Origin of the sequence: Acinetobacter sp. YH12116, from assembly GCF_013418895.1 — a bacterium.
Classification (GTDB): domain Bacteria; phylum Pseudomonadota; class Gammaproteobacteria; order Pseudomonadales; family Moraxellaceae; genus Acinetobacter; species Acinetobacter indicus.
This window is the reverse complement of sequence record NZ_VPBE01000039.1, coordinates 1-18,149: the sequence shown is the minus strand read 5'-3', so window position 1 is coordinate 18,149 and position 18,149 is coordinate 1. Positions and strand designations below refer to the sequence as shown.

The window sequence follows — 18,149 nt, the reverse complement described above, 5'->3', positions numbered from 1 at the left end:
CGTAACGTCTGTGATTTTTTGGGGTTCTATCTGCGACTAAAGTGCCTTCCTCATCCCATCTTCTTAGGGTTTGGATGGAAACACCCAGTGTTTTAGCTGCAACGCCAATACTAACATATCTACTCATTTGTATATAATAATATAGAAATAAGTAGATTTCAATTAGCAGTTATTAACCCTTCCCTCTTTACACCTGAACCACCCCGTTCAGGTGTTTTTTTATTTTTTCAGCTTACGCCCCGGTATTTTTTGATTAGAATCCACTATAAGACTTTTGCTTGATTGAGACCGGCATGCACCTGAATTCTACCGAAACATCACACAGCACAACTTTGCAATATGTGCACTGGTTTCGACATTCTGCGCCTTATATCAATGCCCATCGCAACAAAACCTTCGTGCTGATGTTTGATGGTGAAGCAGTCCTGCATGACAATTTCCAGCATATTATTCATGATATTGCCCTGCTGCATTCGCTGGGCATCCGGCTAGTGCTGGTGCATGGTGCCCGTCCGCAGATTAACCAGAATTTACAGGCCAGCCAAATCGACACCCCGTTTCATCAGCAGCGCCGCATTACCACGCGCGAATCGTTAAGCTGTGTCATGAATGCGGTCGGTTCAATTCGCCTGCAAATTGAAGCCCTGCTGTCGATGGGACTGGCCAACTCGCCGATGTACGGCGCCCGCATTGATGTAGTCTCGGGCAATTTTATTACCGCCAAGCCCTATGGTATTCGTAATGGGGTTGATTTCCAGCTGACCGGCGAAGTGCGCAGTGTCGATACCGATGCCATTCAGCGTCATCTGGACAATCATAATATTGTCGTGCTCGGTCCGACCGGCTATTCCACGACGGGCGAAGTGTTTAATTTACTGGCTGAAGAAGTCGCCACCAAAACCGCGATTCGCCTGCAAGCCGACAAGCTGATTTTCTTGGGCAAACAGCAGGGTTTACTGAATGAACAGGGTCAGCTGCAACGTGAAATCCGCCCATCCCAGCTCAATCATTATATTGGTCTGTATCAGGCCAGCCAGCCGGAAATGGCCCTGCATTTACGCGGTGCACAGGATGCTGCCACTCAGGGCGTCAATCGCGTACATCTGATTTCCTATGCCTCTGATGGCGCACTACTGGAAGAGCTGTTTACCCGCGATGGTGCCGGCACCATGATTACCGATGCGCATTATGAAGAAGTGCGCACCGCCAATATTCAGGATGTCGGCGGTCTCATCAGCCTGCTGCGCCCGCTGGAAGAAGAAGGTGTGCTGGTCTACCGTTCGCGGGAACGGCTGGAAAATGAAATTGAACAGTTTGCGGTGATTGAACGTGATGGCACCATTCTGGCCTGTGCGGCACTGTATCCGCTACCGGTCAGCGACAATGAACTGCGCTCGGCGGAAATTGCCTGCGTGGCGGTACATCCGGCCTATCGTAAATCCAATCGTGGCAGCCAGATTCTGCATTATCTGGAAGATAAAGCCCGTAGCCTTGGTATTCAGCAGCTGTTTATTCTGACCACCCGCACTGCGCACTGGTTTCTGGAACAGGGCTTTGAGCCGGCCAGTGTCGATGACTTACCGAATGCCCGCCAAGCCTTATACAACTACCAGCGTAATTCACTGGTCTGTAAAAAGTCACTCACCTAGTCTGTTCAAGGCCGGCTTTAGCTCAATTTGGCATATGCTTATCTGCAGCTGGCCCAATTCTGCTGCATCTGGTATTAGCAGGAATTAGTATAAGCTTATTCCTGCGCCTTCAATTTAATAAAAATATTTTAAATACAAATACTTAATATTTTAACTTTTAATAGATTATCCATTTTATAAATCAGATTTATGCATAAGATTTGCACATCTTTATTTATCTTTTTTCCTGATTAGAAATTCCTGATTTGTTATTTTTTTCGAAAAAGAAAAATCTTTAAGGTAGCTCTCATTCTCCACTTTTGAATTTTTTTAATTTCCGAGAGCAGGTATTTTCATGAGCAGCCTACGCCGTATTTTTTCAACTCAAAGCGCTATTTTATCTGCCGTGGTGGCGGGTGCCATGTTCATGACTGCCTGTAGCAGCCCCAAAGACGCGGACAACATTACCCTGAATATTGGTTTCCAGAAATACGGCATTTTACCAATTGTCAAAGAACGCGGTGAACTGGAACAGGCCTTAAAAGCCCAGGGTGTACAGGTGAAATGGGTAGAATTTCCAGCCGGCCCGCAATTATTGGAAGGTTTAAATGTCGGCAGTGTGGCCTTTGGTGAAGCGGGCGAAGCACCGCCCATTTTTGCCCAAGCGGCCAATTCCAAACTGGTTTATGTGGCCAACCAGCCTAAAGCTCCGCTAGCTGAGGCCTTAATTGTGCCTAAAGACTCGGCCATTCAGTCAGTGCAGGATTTAAAAGGCAAACGCATTGCTCTGAACAAAGGCTCCAATGTGCATTATCTGCTGCTGAAGCTGTTAGCAGCCAACCAGCTTAGCCTGCACGATATTCAAGTGGTGTATTTACCCCCATCCGATGCCCGCGCAGCCTTTGAACGTGGTTCGGTGGATGCCTGGGTGATCTGGGACCCATTCTTTGCCGCAGCCGAACATCAGATTGGCGCACGGGTCATTGCCACCGGCGAAAATCTGGTCAGCAACCATCAGTTCTATCTGGCGGATCGTCAGTTTGCCGAGCAGCATCCGCAGGTTCTAGACACCGTGGTGCAAAGCTTGAACAGCACCACACAATGGGTGGTCCAGCATCAGGATGAAGCGGCTCAACTGCTGCAAAAACCGACCGGCCTGGATGTCGAGGTCTTAAAAACTTCAATTTCCCGTATGGGCTTTGGCGTACAGGCCATCTCTAGTGACGTGGCCAAAGAACAGCAATATGTAGCTGATGCCTTTTATCAGCAAAAGCTGATTCCACAGCAAATTCAGATTCAGGCGGCCCTGCTGAATACGCAGTCGACACAACAAGAATGAGGAATAAAAGATGCGTAAATTAACAACCTGGGCGCTGCTGGGCATTTCCACGCTGGGACTGGGTCTCAGCGGCTGCCAGAAACCGGAAGCCCACAAGGCGGTAACAGACAACAACTCAACTGAACAGGCGGTGAAAACCATTTCTATTGGCTACCAGAAATCTTCCTTAAATTTACTGGTGGCACGTGATGAAAAACTGCTGGAACAGCAGTTCCCACAAGCCAAAATTGAATGGAAAGAATTTCCGGCCGGACCCCAAATGCTGGAAGCCCTGGCCGTTGGCGCAGTCGATTATGGTTCAGTGGGGAATACCCCGCCCATTTTTGCCCAGGCGGCTGGCAAGGAGCTGAACTATGTCGGCTATGAAGTCTATGCCGACCATTCGCTGGCCTTAGTGGTGCCGCAGCAAAGTGCCATACAGACCCTGCAGGATTTAAAAGGCAAACGTATTGCCCTGCAAAAAGGCTCCAATGCCCATGAATTTCTGGCCAAAGTGCTGGCCAAAGCCAACTTGAACTGGTCAGATATTCAGCCAATCTGGCTGCCACCGGCCGATGCACGTGCTGCCTTTGACAAGCAGTCGATTGATGCCTGGGCCATCTGGGACCCGTTCCTGTCTGCGGCTGAACTGCATGGACAGGCCCGCCCGCTGATCAAGACCGGTGAGTTTGACCAGACCTATTCGTTTTATGTGGCCAATCCCAAATTTATTGCCGCACATCCACAGGCCACCACCGGCTTTCTGACGGCCCTGAATGCCGCGGATCAGTGGATTGTTAAACACCAGTCTCAGGCCCTAGAAATTTATCAGAAAAATACCGGCCTGGACCCGGCGGTCGCCAAAAACGCCTTTGACCGCCGCCTGAAACCATCACCGATTCAAAGCTTAAATCCGACGGTCATTCAGGCTCAGCAGAAAATTGCTGACCAGTTCTATCAGCTCAAGCTGATTCCAAAACCGATTGAGGTCCAGCCCATTGTCTGGACGGCTCCAACTGCAGATTGATGACCGAGTAATCCCATTGAAATAAAGGACGATAATATGAAAATTTTCTGGTTTATTCCCACCCATGGTGACAGTCGTTATTTAGGTACCAGCAAAGGTGGCCGTCAGGTCGATCATGCCTATATGAAACAGATTGCGGTGGCAGTGGACAATTTAGGTTATGAAGGTGTGCTGATTCCAACCGGCCGTTCTTGCGAAGATCCGTGGATTACTGCAGCCAGTTTAATTGATGCGACCCAGAACCTGAAATTTCTGGTGGCCTTGCGTCCAGGCGTGACCACACCGGCTTTAGCAGCGCGTATGGCGGCGACGTTTGACCGTTTATCTGGCGGCCGGGTATTGCTGAATCTGGTCACGGGTGGTGATGAACAGGAACTGAAAGGTGATGGTGTCTATGAAGATCATGCCACGCGTTATCAAACGGCTGCGGAATACACCACCATCTGGCGTGAAATTTTAACCCGCTCGCATACAGGTGAATCGTTCAGCTTCCACGGCGAACGTTTACAGGTCGATGAAGCCAAGCTGCTCTATCCACCAGTCCAGCAACCATATCCACCGCTCTGGTTTGGTGGCTCTTCCGATGCAGCCATTGAGCTGGCCACCGATCAGGTCGACACCTATTTAACCTGGGGCGAACCGCCGGCAGCAGTAAAAGAAAAAATTGAAACGGTACGTGCCAAAGCCGCGGCCAAAGGCCGCAGTCTAAACTATGGCATCCGTCTGCATGTGATTGTACGTGAAACCAATGAGCAAGCCTGGCAAGCAGCCAACGCGCTGATCCAGTATGTCGATGATGCCACCATTGCCGCAGCACAGGCCAAGTTTAAAGCGATGGATTCCGTCGGTCAGCGCCGTATGGCTGAACTGCACAATGGCGATCGCAGCAAACTGGAAGTCTCCCCAAATCTTTGGGCAGGCGTAGGCCTGGTACGTGGTGGAGCCGGTACGGCACTGGTCGGTGACCCTGAAACAGTGGCGGCCCGTATTCAGGAATATGCCGACCTGGGTATTAGCACCTTTATTTTCTCCGGCTATCCGCATCTGGAAGAATCCATCCGTTTTGCCGAACTGGTGTTCCCGCTGTTGCCGCTGGAAACCCGCAAGAAACTGGCACAACCGAATTTGACCGGTCCTTTTGGGGAAATTGTTGCGAATAACTATGTCGCCGCAGACAGCCAGGCGAGCAAACAGCTGAAGGAGCCGGCCTGATGAGTAAAACCATTTCCCTGGAGCAGCTGGCAGAGGCCAAAGTTTCACGTGGAACATCATTTGGGCAGCGGGTGCTGCCCTGGCTGGTGCCATTATTACTGATTGCTTTCTGGCAACTGGCCTCAAGTACCGGCCTGCTGGAAAGCCGGATTTTACCGGCACCAACGGCAGTGGTTAGTGCCTTCTGGGGCTTACTGGTCAGTGGCGAGCTGTGGCAGCACGTTCAGGTCAGTGCCGGACGTGCCCTCCTCGGCTTGTTGATTGGCGGTGGTTTGGGCCTGCTGCTGGGTCTGTTAAATGGCTCCTCCAAAACCGCCTCGACCCTGCTGGACACCACCTTGCAGATGATCCGCAATATTCCGGCTTTGGCGCTGATTCCGCTGGTGATTCTCTGGTTCGGGATTGATGAAACAGCCAAATTATTTCTGGTTGCGATTGGCGTGTTCTTCCCGATTTACATCAACACCTATCATGGTATTCGCTCGGTCGATCCACAGCTGATTGAAATGGGCAAAAACTACGGCCTGAGCCGCTGGCAGCTGTATAAGGAAATTATCTTGCCGGGTGCAATGCCTTCAATTCTGGTCGGTCTGCGCTTTTCTTTAGGTCTGGTCTGGGTGCTGCTGATTGTCGCCGAAACCATCTCCGCCCAGTCCGGGATTGGCTATATGACCATGAACGCGCGTGAGTTTTTACAGACCGATATCGTGCTGGTCGGCATCCTGCTGTATGCCCTGCTGGGTAAACTGGCCGATGTGCTGGCCGTGGCTTTGGAACGCTATTTACTGCGCTGGCATGCCGGTTACCAGAAATAAGGAGTAAGCGAAGATGAGTAATTTAATTGCCGGCTTGCATGCCGAGCACAGCAGCCCGAAACTGCGCAGCAATCCGGATATTCAGCCGCAGGCGGTGGCAGGCGCGGAAATCCTGATTGAGCAGTTACACAAGTTTTATGGTTCGGTGAAGGTGCTGCAAGACCTAGACCTGCATATTCAGCCGGGCGAATTTCTGGCCATTGTCGGACGCAGTGGTTGTGGCAAAAGCACCCTGCTGCGTTTAATTGCCGATCTGGAAAAACCAAGCTACGGCGAAATCAAATTTAAGTCGGCACGGCATATCCGCGAAGGCATTACCTCGGATGATATCCGGGTGATGTTTCAGGACCCGCGTCTGCTACCGTGGCGCAGTATCGAGCAGAATGTGCAACTTGGTCTGGGCAAAGACCAGTACGCACATGCCAGTGCATTACTGGAAAAAGTTGGTCTGAAAGATAAAGCTGGCCTATGGCCCTCACAACTGTCTGGCGGTCAGCGACAACGTACCGCGCTGGTACGTGCCCTGTCACATCAACCGCGGATTTTATTGCTAGATGAACCCTTGGGCGCACTGGATGCCCTGACCCGTCTGGAAATGCAGAAGCTGATTGAACGGCTCTGGACCGAACAGGGCTTTACTGCCATTTTAGTCACCCATGATGTCAGTGAAGCGGTACAGCTGGCCGACCGGATTATTCTGCTCGATCGTGGTCATATTGCCAAAACCTTTCAGGTCAATTTACCGCGTCCACGACAAAAAAGTATCGCCTTTGCCGAACTGGAGCAGCAGGTGCTAGATGCAGTCTTGGCCACGTGAGGATTAATTTTGGTCTGAGCTTGCCCCGCCGCTTTACCCTTAAATTCCGGCTCAATTTAAGGGTAAAACTTCATCTCGGTTTATGAAACTTTTGTGACATAGGCCCAAAGAGATGTAGGATTATTTCTATAAACTATGTCTTATATTTTGATTTAAAATAAAAGAATAAAAAATCTTTGAAATCAAGTCTTCAGTTATATTTTTTACCAGACTCAAAAAGTGTGCTTTATAGGGCTTAAATTTAACAATCCTGGGGAAATTATTAGTTAATCTACAAAATTCTGCTGCATTTATCATAATTTGCAATAGACGAGGATGCACAAAACTGATGATTTGACGTACAATTCGTGATTCCCCCTTTTCATTGTTTTTTAATTGCTAATGGAACAAAAAAAGAGTACTCAAAAACGACATCAGTTGCTGAACGCAGCACTCGACGTATTTTCCTTATACGGTTTTAATGGGGCGAGCTTAGATGAAATCGCTCAGATTGCAGAAATGCATAAGTCGAATATTTTCTATTACTATGAAAATAAAGAAGCGTTATATGTAGAAGTGCTGACCACTGTATTACAGAAATGGCTGGCGCCACTGCAAATGCTGGAAGCCGAGCTTGAACCTGAAGAAGCGATCACCAACTACTTATTGCAAAAGATTGAAGTGTCTCGCACCCAGCCAAAAGCTTCACGCCTGTTTGCGCTGGAAGTGATTCAGGGTGCCCCGCATATTCTGGAAATCCTGAAAGGTCCGCTGAAAAAACTGGTCAAGCGTAAAGCCAAAGTCATCAGCAACTGGCAGGAACAAGGCAAAATCTCCAAAGATATTGACCCTGAACTGCTGATTCTGAATATTTGGGCCCTGACCCAGAACTATGCAGACTTCGCGACGCAAATGGAAATGGTCACCGGCAAAACCCTGCGCAACCGCAGCATGCAGCAGCGCATTATCCAGCATACCGTGCATCTGATGCTTTATGGTATTGTGCCGCGTCCAGAACTGAATACCGCACCTCCCTCAGAATCAATCGACGATTGAGCATGATTTTGGCATACGACCATAGTTTGCTATGGTCGCCGAACTAAAAACCACTCTGCTGATATAACGACAATAATTTTTTCGCCCCCAGCAACAGATTTTCTTCCCAGTCCAGATGTGCCGTATCGTTGGCGCCATCGGTAATATATTTGACGGAAATCAGCCGTACATCCAGTTTTTTACAGACTTTGGCCAGCGCATAGCCTTCCATATCCACCAGATTACAGGCCACTTTCGGTGTACCAGTTTCAAAGCTGTCACCGGTGCCACAAATACCAGCCGGTAAATGGGAAAAATGCTGCGGCAAATGAATTTCCGCCGGATGATCGTCATCCATGGGCGTCACTCCGACCTGAAAACCCAACGGCGATACATCCATATCACGCTGTACAAACTGGGTCACTTCCACCAGCTCATGCGCATTAAAATAGGAGCTGCCGGCCGTACCTAAATTTAACAGGGTTTTACAGCCAGTTTTCTGAATTACCTCAAAGGCTTTAAAGGCAGCATTAATCTTGCCAATACCACTATAATGCACCTCGATGCCAGCCTGTTCAAACAGACCTTTGGATTCACTCGGCAATGCCATAATTAAGGCCAGATCCGACATTATTGCTTCTCTACCGCAGTTGCTGGGAGCCACATTAGAAAGCAAAAGGCAGAAAAATAAAAGCTATCCCTGAAATGACAGGTCTTCCAACGACTCCACTTTTTTTCATATCTATGCAGCTTTTCAGTACTGGCTACGCGTTTCCATTTTCATTCGCTCCTGATAAAAACCCGCCAGTGCTGTGGCACCGGTCAAAAATGAGCAAGAAAAATTTTGCATAAAAACAGAACAACAAGACGAATGTGTGAGAATATGGCAATATATAGCCTTTCTTAATGTATAACGTCATTCTTTGCCCATGCAGCTCCTCCGTCTGAATGCTTTAGCGCCTGATTTTCAACTGGAAAAAACTGCCGTTACCATCGGTAATTTTGACGGCGTGCATTTGGGACATCAGGCCATGATTGCCCAGCTAAAACAGCTGGCAGCAGCCCAGCAGCTGAAAACCCTGGTGATGATTTTCGAGCCACAGCCGCTGGAATTTTTTAAAGGCTATGAAGCGCCGCCACGCATCAGCTCCTTAAGAGAAAAAGTCGAATACTTAACCGAGCTGGGTGTAGACTATATTGCAGTCGCCAAATTTGATAATTATTTCCGCAGCTTAAGCGCCGAAGCCTTTGCCGACATACTCAAATATAAACTCAATGCCCACAGTCTGGTGCTGGGTGATGACTTCCATTTTGGCAAAAACCGTCAGGGCAATAGCGAGTTTTTGCAGCAATACGGCTTTCAGGTCACCAACTTAAACACTATTCTGGCCGATGGTGAACGGGTCAGCTCGACCCGGATCCGTCAGACCTTGCAGGCCGGCAATTTAGCGCTGGCAGCCAAATTGCTGGGGCGCCCGTATAGCATTACTGGCCGGGTACAATACGGCGACCAGATTGGCCGGACCATTGATTTTCCAACCATTAATGTCCGTCTGAACCGGCATAAACCCTGCCTGAACGGGATTTATGGCGTGGAAGTGCTCTGTGAAACTGAATCCTTACAAGCCAAAGTTCAGGCAGAGAATCCGAACCAGCCGGGAATTGCCGGCTATGACCCGACCGCGCTGTTTGGCGCCGGTCATGTCGGCACCCGACCAGCCATCAAACAGGACCATCCGGAATGGCGATTAGAAGTACATTTTCCTGATGTTTCTGCTAATCTGTATGGCCTGTTAATGCGGGTAACCTTCTTGAATTATCTGCATGGCGAAAAGAACTATCCTTCGCTTGAAGCGTTAAAGGCCGGAATTGATGATGATGTTGAGAAACTGCTTGAGTTTCGTCGAAAACACCCCACATTTCCCTTTTAATGTCCCGTATTTTTATTGTAAAACGTGTCAGTCTAATGACTGATTAAATTGGAAGACAACTTGCATGAGCGATAAGCAAACTCCTGAAAATGCAGTGGATTATAAAGCCACGCTGAACCTCCCAGGTACTGACTTTGCAATGAAAGCAAATCTGGCAGTACGTGAAGCGAAATGGTTAGAAGAGTGGTATGCCGATGACATTTATCAGCAGATTCGTGCATCGCGAATTGGCAAGAAAAAATACGTGCTTCATGATGGCCCTCCATATGCCAATGGCCAGATTCACTTAGGTCATGCAGTCAACAAGGTACTTAAAGACATCATCATTAAAAGCCGCATCATGGACGGCTTTGATGCACCGTATGTACCGGGTTGGGATTGTCACGGTCTTCCAATTGAACTCAAAGTTGAAGAAAAAGTCGGTAAGGTCGGCGTTAAAGTGGATGCGCCTACTTTCCGTAAAGCTTGCCGCGAATATGCATTGAGTCAGGTGGAGCTACAGAAAAAAGACTTCATCCGTATGGGTGTGTTTGGCGACTGGAGCAATCCTTATCTCACCATGAACTTCAAGCAGGAAGCCAACATCGTGCGTTCACTCGGTGAAATCGCGAAAAATGGCCATATCCAGCCAGGTCTTAAACCGGTGAACTGGTGTCTGGACTGTGGTTCAGCACTGGCTGAAGCTGAAGTTGAATATGAAGATAAAAAGTCAGACGCGATTGACGTGGGTTTCACCGTGGTTGATCTGGCGGATCTGTCTGCACGTTTAGGTGTTGAAGTTAAAGACTCAACCGATATCGTGATCTGGACGACTACGCCTTGGACCCTGCCAGCCAACCAAGCCGTGGCATTACATGCCGAACTTGAATATCAACTGGTCAAGGCGCGTGGTGAAGAACAGGCCGAGCAAAACTTTATTCTGGCAAAAACACTGGTAGAATCTGCGACCCAGCGTTATGGCTTCAGCTCGGTTGAAGTGCTGGCCGAGTTTGCCGGTAGCAAACTGGAAAATCTGGTGCTGCAACATCCGTTAATTACTGAGCGTCAAGTGCCGGTGATTCTGGGTGAACACGTCACCGATGCCAGCGGTACAGGTGCCGTGCATACTGCACCAGGCCACGGTGTAGACGACTATAAAGTCGGCCTGCAATATAACCTGAAAGTCGACAACCCGGTGGGCGGCAACGGTGTCTATTTACCGACTGCGCCAATTTTTGCTGGTGAACATATTTATAAAGCCAATCCGCAAATTATTGCCGCGCTGGGCGAAGCCAACAAATTGTGGGCACATCATCCAATCAAGCATAGCTATCCGCACTGCTGGCGTCATAAAACCCCGATTATCTTCCGTGCCACACCACAATGGTTTATCAGCATGGATGCCAAAGGTTTACGCCAAGGCGCCCTGAATGCAATTGAAAACGAGATCAGCTTCGTGCCAGATTGGGGTAAAAACCGGATTCAGGCAATGATCGAAGGCCGTCCGGACTGGTGTATTTCGCGTCAGCGTACCTGGGGCGTGCCAATCCCGTTCTTCGTGCATAAAGACACCAACGAACTGCATCCACGTACCCCTGAACTGATCGAAGAAGTGGCTAAACTGATTGAACAGGAAGGTATTGATGGCTGGTATAACCGTGAAGCCAAAGACTTCATTGGTGATGATGCTGAACACTACAACGCCGTACGTGACACCTTAGACGTCTGGTTTGACTCGGGTACAACCCACTATGCCGTGCTGCGTGAACGTGAAGAGCTGCAAGATCCGGCCGATCTGTACCTTGAAGGTTCGGATCAGCACCGTGGCTGGTTCCAGTCTTCACTGCTGACCTCGATTGCGATCAATGAACGTGCGCCATACAAAGGCTTGTTAACGCATGGTTTCGTGGTCGATGAAAAAGGCCGCAAAATGTCAAAGTCACTCGGGAATATCATTACCCCGCAAGACATCATTAAAGACATGGGTGCAGACGGCTTACGTTTCTGGATTGCCTCTGCGGATTACCGTTATGAAATGACCGCCGGTAAAGAAATCTTTAGCCGTGCCTCAGACGGTTACCGCCGTATTCGTAACACGCTGCGTTTCTTGCTGGCCAATTTAAACGGCTTTAAACCATCGACTGATGCCCTGCCGGTGGATCAGCTGATTGCGCTGGATCAATACATCCTGCAACGTGCGTCTGAAGTACAAGAAACCATCAAGAAAGCCTATGAAGATATGAACTTCCATATCGTCACCAGCGCCTTGACCAACTTCTGTATTAATGACTTGGGTGGTTTCTACCTCGACATCATCAAAGACCGTCAGTACACCACCAAAGCGGACTCGCAAGCGCGTCATTCTGCACAAACTGCGCTGTATCACCTGGTACAGGCCTTTGTACGCTGGATGGCGCCAATCCTGAGCTTCACTGCCCAAGAAGCGTGGCCACTGATTCCTGAGCAGTCAGAGAAATATGTATTCACCGCTGAATGGTATGAGCTGCCGGTGGCCTCTGAAGCCAACGTGCTGGCTGAAAGCGAATGGCAGACTTTAATTGCCGTAAAATCTGCCGTGAACAAGTTTATTGAAGCGGCGCGTACTGCAAAAACTGTCGGTTCTAACCTGTCTGCCAAAGTGGAGCTGTGGGCCAATGCCGAGCTGAAAGCGGTGCTGGATAAACTGGGCGATGAACTGCGTTTTGTCCTGATTACTTCTCAGGTGATTGTGAATGAGTTTGATGCAGCACAAGGCGAAGCTTCTGATCTTGACGGTCTGAACGTGAAAGTCTCTGCCGCAGATGGCGAGAAATGTGTACGCTGCTGGCACGTCCTGCCAGATGTGAATACACATCCTGCACATCCAGGTTTATGTGGTCGTTGTATTATTAACCTCCCGACAGGCCAAGGCGAAGAGAGAAAATATGCCTAATCCACAACCGAAAAAGGGCTTATTCCAGTTCTATCCGCACAATTTGTGGTGGATCGGACTGTCTATTGTGGCGATTATTCTGGATCAATGGACCAAATGGATTGCAGTCACCCATCTGAATTATGCAGATCCGGTGCCTGTGCTGCCCTTTTTAAATTGGACATTACTGCATAACTATGGCGCAGCCTTTAGTTTCTTGTCCGATGCGGGTGGCTGGCAACGCTATTTCTTCACCTCACTGGCAGGTTTGGTCTCCGTGATCTTTGTGTTCTGGCTGATGCGTATGCCAAAGAACATGCTGGTATTACCGCTGGCCATTGCCCTGATTCTGGGCGGGGCCATTGGTAACCTGATTGATCGGGTCGCTTTGGGCTATGTGGTCGACTTTATTCATGTTTACTACAACAACAGCCACTTCCCTGCCTTTAATATTGCAGATAGTACCATTACCTTAGGCACCATCTTGCTTCTTATTGATACGTTTTTCCTGGAAAAACACCGTATTCAACGTGCGCAGGCGCAACATGACTGAATTTATCAATCCGAACGAAGACACCCGTATTGAAGCGGGTTCTAAAGTTGAACTTCATTTTTCTGTGGCCATTGAAAGCGGCCCGGAAATTGACAATACCCGTAGCCGTGCCGAACCGGTCAGTCTGGTGATGGGCGATGGCAGCCTGTTACCGGGTTTTGAAAAAGCCCTGTTTGGCTTGCGTGCTGGTGACCGTCGTACCGTGAGCCTGCCACCAGAAGAGGCTTTTGGTCCATGGAACCCGGAAAATGTCCAAACCTTTGACACCGTCAAGTTTGAACAGCGTCCGGTTGAAGGCCACATGATCGAGTTTGAAGATAAGGCCAAACAAAGCCTGTATGGCGTGGTCAAATCGGTCAATGATGACATCACCGAAGTCGACTTTAACCATCCACTGGCCGGTAAAGACATTACCTTTGAAGTGGAAATCTTTAAAGTCACCCCAGCGGGCCAGCAAGGCATTCAACTGAAATAAAAGTTCCACATTTTTGAAAAGCTCCTTCGGGAGCTTTTTTTTATGCCATTTTCATGAGGCAGATACAAACTGACTCTATTCAGGCTAACGCAATTCACGTTAATTTGATCCCTACAGCAAAAACAACACAGGATAAAACATGAATATTCAGATTATTGTTGGCAGTGTACGCGAGGGACGTACCGCCATTAAAGTCGCACACTGGGTACAGCAGGCCATTAAAAGCTATAACTTTAGTACCGTGCAGACCGAGCTGGTCGATTTAAAAGAATGGAATTTACCCCTGTTTGCCGGTCCGAATCCGCCGCTAAGCGGTATTTATGACCAGCCGCGTCAAGAGGAATGGGCCGACAAAATTGCCCAGGGCGATGCCTTTATTTTTATCAGCCCCGAATATAACCATGGCTATAGCCCGGCCTTGAAAAATGCGCTGGATTATCTGGGCAAAGAGTGGCAAGGCAAACCGGCGGCTTATATCGGCTATGGCGCCACCAATGGATCACGCTCGATTGACCAGATCCGTCAGGTCGGCACCCAGCTGGGACTGATTGACAGCAATGCAGTGGTGGAAATCCGCGATATTTTTAGCCGTAACCGTAGCGAAAGCTTTGAACCGAATGAATTTGATGACAAGACCCTGAAACAGGTAGTCGACAAGCTGATTCAATATGTCAGCTCATAATGGCAGCAGCCCTGTAAGCATTTTCTTACAGCAGCTGTGGTGAACTGCGACTAGGGTGCGGCGCGCTTTCATTTTATAGTACCTACATACAGAGACAGGAGGTCTCTTAAATCAAAACAATAACAATAAAAGCAACAACAGCAGGATACTGATCGGTACGACAGGAGTTATACCGGAATAATGAATCCAGAGAAGCCCGGACAGGATGTTCGGGCTTCTTTTATTTCAGTCCTTTATGTTCTGGTTCTTGTAGATGATGCGCTATTTTAAATCAATCGCTGTTGTACGCCTGAGCGTACAGTACTTGTCGGGTTTTGCGGCTGGTTGGTTCTGATCGCCTGACGTATATTAAAACCATACCGGGACAGGAGGTCTCGTTGCATAAAACAATAATCATAAGCCGCATGCAGGATGCACGCACAGATATAACAGGAGTGATATCTGAGAACTGAATCTAAAAAGCCCCGACAGGACGTCGGGGCTTTTTATTATCTACGAATTCATTATTTGGCTGTCATTTTCAGCAAGCTGGCGCCTTTGCCATCTTCAATGACCCATAAATGACCGTCACGCGCTTCAATCACCCCGCGAATACGCTGTTTCATGTCCAGCCGTTGTACTTCACGTACCGGTTGAGCCTGGGTATCAATCACAATAATCGCCTGCGACGACAATCCTCCGGCAATGGCCTTATTTTTCCACTGTGGAAACTGATCGCCACGGTAAAAGATTAAACTCGAAGGTGAAATAACCGGGGTCCAGTCCAGTTCTGGCGCTTTAAATTCTGGCCGGGTCGCATGATCCGGAATTGGCTGACCACTATAATGATCGCCATTGGACACGATCGGATAGCCATAATTGGCGCCTTTTTCAATCCGGTTCAGCTCATCTCCGCCTTTGGGTCCCATCTCAATCACCCATAGCTGCCCCGCCGGGTCAAACACCATGCCTAAAGGATTCCGATGCCCCAGACTCCATACCTGTGCCGCAATCTGGCCCTGAGCACGGAACGGATTATCTGGCGCAGCGCTGCCATCTGCATTTAAACGTAAGATTTTCCCTAAATTGGAATTCAGGTCCTGTGCCGGGTCAAACTTTTGTCGCTCTCCCGAACTGACCCACAAATAGCCGGCCTGATCAAATAACAGCCGGTGGGCATAATGCCCCTGCCCCGGAACTTTCGGCACTTGGACCCAGATCTGCTGTACATTTTTCAATTGTGGCTGAGCCGCATCTTTTAAATCCAGCTCGGCACGCGCCACCACCGCGCCATAACCGCCTGTGCCGGCTTCCACATAACTTAAATAGACCCAGCGATTCTGGGCAAACTGTGGATGCAGCGCGACATCACCCAAACCGCCCTGCCCGCCATAGGCAACTTTGGGGACACCTTTAACCTCAAGCAGCAGTTTATTGCTCGGGTTAAACAATTTGAGTCGTCCACGCTTTTCAGTAATTAACAAGCGGCCATCGGGCAGCTCAGCCATCGCCCACGGTTCCTGTAAGCGCGCCACCCGTTCCAGCTGATAAGACTGGCTGGTCTTGCTAGTTTCACTGCTTTGGGCGGCTTTCGCTGAATTGGCAGGCTCGGTCTGGGCATTACATCCGGTGGTTAATCCTGCGATGAGCAATGCCGCAGGCCAGGTCAAATATTGTTGTAGTTTTGCCATGACATTTCCTAAAACAGAACAGACAATACTTTGATTGTAGCCCAAAGCCAGTTTTGACCAAGAACACTTGCGTAACCTGCCGGACTTTGTCCGTTTTGGCTTACACCGAATGAAGACAATTGAGGCTAGGAGCAAACCCAGAATTTTCGTATTCTAAATTCATCAGGAAACAGGACGTTTCCCAAACGGAAAACAACAATAATTAGTTTGCGCACCAGGATCGTGAGGTACGACAGGAGTTATACCTAAAGCACGAAATACGAAGAAACCCCGTCAGGATGATGGGGTTTCTTTTTATCTGTGGTTTTTGTTTTCTTAATGCCATAAAAAAAGCCCCCAATCTATGGAGGCTTTTTTCATTTAATACCAATTAGGCTTTGGCAATCGCCGCTTTGCCTGCTTTAATCTGTTCTGCTTCATCTTCACTCATGATCAGCGCCACGGCAATTGCGGTAATCAATACCGGTAAACCGACAGCAATAAAGTTGAAGTGTGCTGGCAGGTTCATACCGAGTAAGCCACCAATCAGGATTGGTCCAACAATCGCACCCATACGGCCAATTGCAGATGACCAGCCAATTCCGGTTGAACGTACTGCCAGTGGATAGTATTGCGCCACATAACTATACAGCAACATTTGTGAACCGATTGACGCTGCACCCGCCAAGAATACCAAGATGTACAGCAAGAACTGGTTTGACTGGAAGCCCATCAGACTCATCACAATCGCGCCCATAATCCCCAGGAACATCAACACCGGTTTCAGATGGAAACGGTCAGCCAGAATACCACCGCCGACAATACCAACCACGGCACCCACGTTCATCACCATCATGAACATCAGACTATTGTCCATTGAATAGCCTGCCGCCATCATCAGTTTAGGCAACCAGCTGCTTAAGGCGTACATGGTCAGCAAGCAGGTAAAGAACGCTAACCAGAACAATAAGGTGTTTAACGCACGGCCACGTTTGAACAGGCTTACCACGTTGGCTGCTTCCGGCACATCGACCTGATGCAGTTCAAATTTGGTTTCATTGCTAATCTGCACTTCTGGGGCCAAGCGGGCCATGATTGGACGCGCCTGTTCCTGCTTGTTCTCTTTCACAATAAACATCAGCGATTCAGGCAGGAATTTCCAGATAATTGGCAACAGCAACAGTGGAATACCGGCAATAAAGAACATGATTTCCCAGCCAAAGCTTGGGGTTAACCAGGCACCCAATAATGCTGCCATCACACCACCCACTGCATAACCACTAAACATGGTGGTCACCAGCGTACTACGCATGTTCTTTGGCGCGTATTCAGAGGTTAAAGCCACCAGGTTAGGCATCACCCCACCAATCCCTAAACCGGCCAGGAAGCGCAAAATACCGAATTCTGTTGGGTTAGAAGCAAAACCGCCAGCGAAGGTCAGACCACTGAATAACACAATACAGATCATGATGACTTTTTTACGGCCAATTTTGTCGGCCAATGAGCCGAAAATCATGGCACCGAACATCATCCCTGCCAATGCAGTACTGGCCAGCATACCGGCTTGCACCGCACTTAAGCCCCACTCGTCCATTAATAAAGGCAATACCACACCATTAATGGCTAAATCATAACCATCAAATAAAATGATCAGTAGACACCATGCCACTACATTAAAATGAAATGGTTTAAATTTTGCGTGATCAATGACATCATTTACGTTAATAGTTTGATGTGTCATTCCTCACCTCCTGTGAGTCTGTGTTTCAGTGAACTTCCATAGCAACCCATAATGAAGACCCTCATTTCGAGCCTTCTTCATCCACACTTTGCTAGTGGAGTAGATGGTGCAACTTTCACACAATTTACAGAAAATAAGAATTGAACATTAGTCTACAATCCTATTAATAATTAAAGTTTTATATATTATTCTCATTAGACATAAGTTTTATTTTGCTTTATTAAGCACACAAATTTTCTGCATAAAAAAATCCCCCTGCTGTTTAAGCTCGGGGGATTTTGAATTAATGAGCTGGCGATGACTTACTCTCACATGGGTAACCCCACACTACCATCAGCGCTAAGAGGTTTCACTTCTGAGTTCGGGAAGGGATCAGGTGGTTCACTCTTGCTATTGT

The 18,149-nt window shown here is 48.5% G+C and carries 16 protein-coding genes and 1 rRNA gene; 12 read left to right on the top strand and 5 right to left on the bottom strand.

The features are described 5' to 3' along the window. A partial coding sequence (locus FTU54_RS14010) for a MerR family DNA-binding transcriptional regulator (RefSeq protein ID WP_180074836.1) occupies positions 1–127 on the bottom strand: 127 nt, incomplete at its 3' end. Between the two features lie 166 nt (positions 128–293). On the opposite strand from FTU54_RS14010, the gene argA reads away from it, so the two are divergent. The 7 genes from argA (at position 294) to FTU54_RS13975 (ending at position 7,852) form a co-directional block, all read left to right on the top strand. After that, on the top strand, positions 294–1,649 hold the full coding sequence (gene argA, locus FTU54_RS14005) for an amino-acid N-acetyltransferase (RefSeq protein ID WP_127799908.1): 1,356 nt from the start codon (positions 294–296) through the stop codon (positions 1,647–1,649). 334 nt (positions 1,650–1,983) lie between these two features. Continuing rightward, positions 1,984–2,967, top strand: coding sequence for a sulfonate ABC transporter substrate-binding protein (locus FTU54_RS14000; protein WP_180055172.1), 984 nt, complete (start codon positions 1,984–1,986; stop codon positions 2,965–2,967). A 10-nt stretch (positions 2,968–2,977) separates the two neighbouring features. Further along, on the top strand, positions 2,978–3,973 hold the full coding sequence (locus tag FTU54_RS13995; RefSeq protein WP_168406534.1) for an aliphatic sulfonate ABC transporter substrate-binding protein: 996 nt from the start codon (positions 2,978–2,980) through the stop codon (positions 3,971–3,973). 36 nt (positions 3,974–4,009) lie between these two features. After that, positions 4,010–5,185 carry an FMNH2-dependent alkanesulfonate monooxygenase gene (gene ssuD, locus FTU54_RS13990; RefSeq protein ID WP_180074849.1) on the top strand — a complete coding sequence of 392 codons (1,176 nt, stop codon included), beginning with the start codon at positions 4,010–4,012 and terminating at the stop codon, positions 5,183–5,185. Further along, entirely contained in the window at positions 5,185–6,000 is an 816-nt protein-coding gene (gene ssuC, locus FTU54_RS13985; RefSeq protein ID WP_180074848.1) for an aliphatic sulfonate ABC transporter permease SsuC, read from the top strand. Before ssuD ends, ssuC begins: the two co-directional genes overlap by 1 nt. A 13-nt stretch (positions 6,001–6,013) precedes the next feature. Then, positions 6,014–6,817: an ABC transporter ATP-binding protein gene (locus FTU54_RS13980; RefSeq protein ID WP_016658676.1), complete on the top strand. Its 804-nt coding sequence runs from the start codon at positions 6,014–6,016 to the stop codon at positions 6,815–6,817. Between the two features lie 381 nt (positions 6,818–7,198). Further along, a complete protein-coding gene (locus tag FTU54_RS13975; protein WP_005181018.1) occupies positions 7,199–7,852 on the top strand; it encodes a TetR family transcriptional regulator C-terminal domain-containing protein in 654 nt (217 codons plus the stop codon). Between the two features lie 43 nt (positions 7,853–7,895). Here FTU54_RS13975 and FTU54_RS13970 read toward each other — a convergent pair whose 3' ends face one another. Next, on the bottom strand, positions 7,896–8,462 hold the full coding sequence (locus tag FTU54_RS13970; RefSeq protein ID WP_005181021.1) for a hypothetical protein: 567 nt from the start codon (positions 8,460–8,462) through the stop codon (positions 7,896–7,898). Positions 8,463–8,760: 298 nt separating this feature from the next. On the opposite strand from FTU54_RS13970, the gene ribF reads away from it, so the two are divergent. The 5 genes from ribF to FTU54_RS13945 all read left to right on the top strand — a co-directional run bounded on the left by ribF (position 8,761) and on the right by FTU54_RS13945 (position 14,362). Further along, a complete protein-coding gene (gene ribF / locus FTU54_RS13965; protein ID WP_180074847.1) occupies positions 8,761–9,762 on the top strand; it encodes a bifunctional riboflavin kinase/FAD synthetase in 1,002 nt (333 codons plus the stop codon). Between the two features lie 64 nt (positions 9,763–9,826). Continuing rightward, positions 9,827–12,673 carry an isoleucine--tRNA ligase gene (ileS, locus tag FTU54_RS13960; RefSeq protein ID WP_180074846.1) on the top strand — a complete coding sequence of 949 codons (2,847 nt, stop codon included), beginning with the start codon at positions 9,827–9,829 and terminating at the stop codon, positions 12,671–12,673. Then, positions 12,666–13,205, top strand: coding sequence for a signal peptidase II (gene lspA / locus FTU54_RS13955; protein ID WP_180074845.1), 540 nt, complete (start codon positions 12,666–12,668; stop codon positions 13,203–13,205). The genes ileS and lspA overlap by 8 nt, the downstream gene beginning before the upstream one ends. Then, positions 13,198–13,680, top strand: coding sequence for a peptidylprolyl isomerase (locus tag FTU54_RS13950; protein WP_005181033.1), 483 nt, complete (start codon positions 13,198–13,200; stop codon positions 13,678–13,680). Before lspA ends, FTU54_RS13950 begins: the two co-directional genes overlap by 8 nt. A gap of 139 nt (positions 13,681–13,819) precedes the next feature. Then, complete coding sequence (locus FTU54_RS13945) at positions 13,820–14,362, top strand: NADPH-dependent FMN reductase (protein ID WP_180074844.1); 543 nt, start codon at positions 13,820–13,822, stop codon at positions 14,360–14,362. A gap of 503 nt (positions 14,363–14,865) precedes the next feature. Here FTU54_RS13945 and FTU54_RS13940 read toward each other — a convergent pair. The 3 genes from FTU54_RS13940 to rrf all read right to left on the bottom strand — a co-directional run. Then, complete coding sequence (locus tag FTU54_RS13940; RefSeq protein WP_168414970.1) at positions 14,866–16,032, bottom strand: PQQ-dependent sugar dehydrogenase; 1,167 nt, start codon at positions 16,030–16,032, stop codon at positions 14,866–14,868. Between the two features lie 370 nt (positions 16,033–16,402). Then, a complete protein-coding gene (locus FTU54_RS13935; RefSeq protein ID WP_016658670.1) occupies positions 16,403–17,752 on the bottom strand; it encodes an aromatic acid/H+ symport family MFS transporter in 1,350 nt (449 codons plus the stop codon). Between the two features lie 289 nt (positions 17,753–18,041). Further along, positions 18,042–18,149 (bottom strand): 5S ribosomal RNA (gene rrf / locus FTU54_RS13930); the annotation flags it as partial.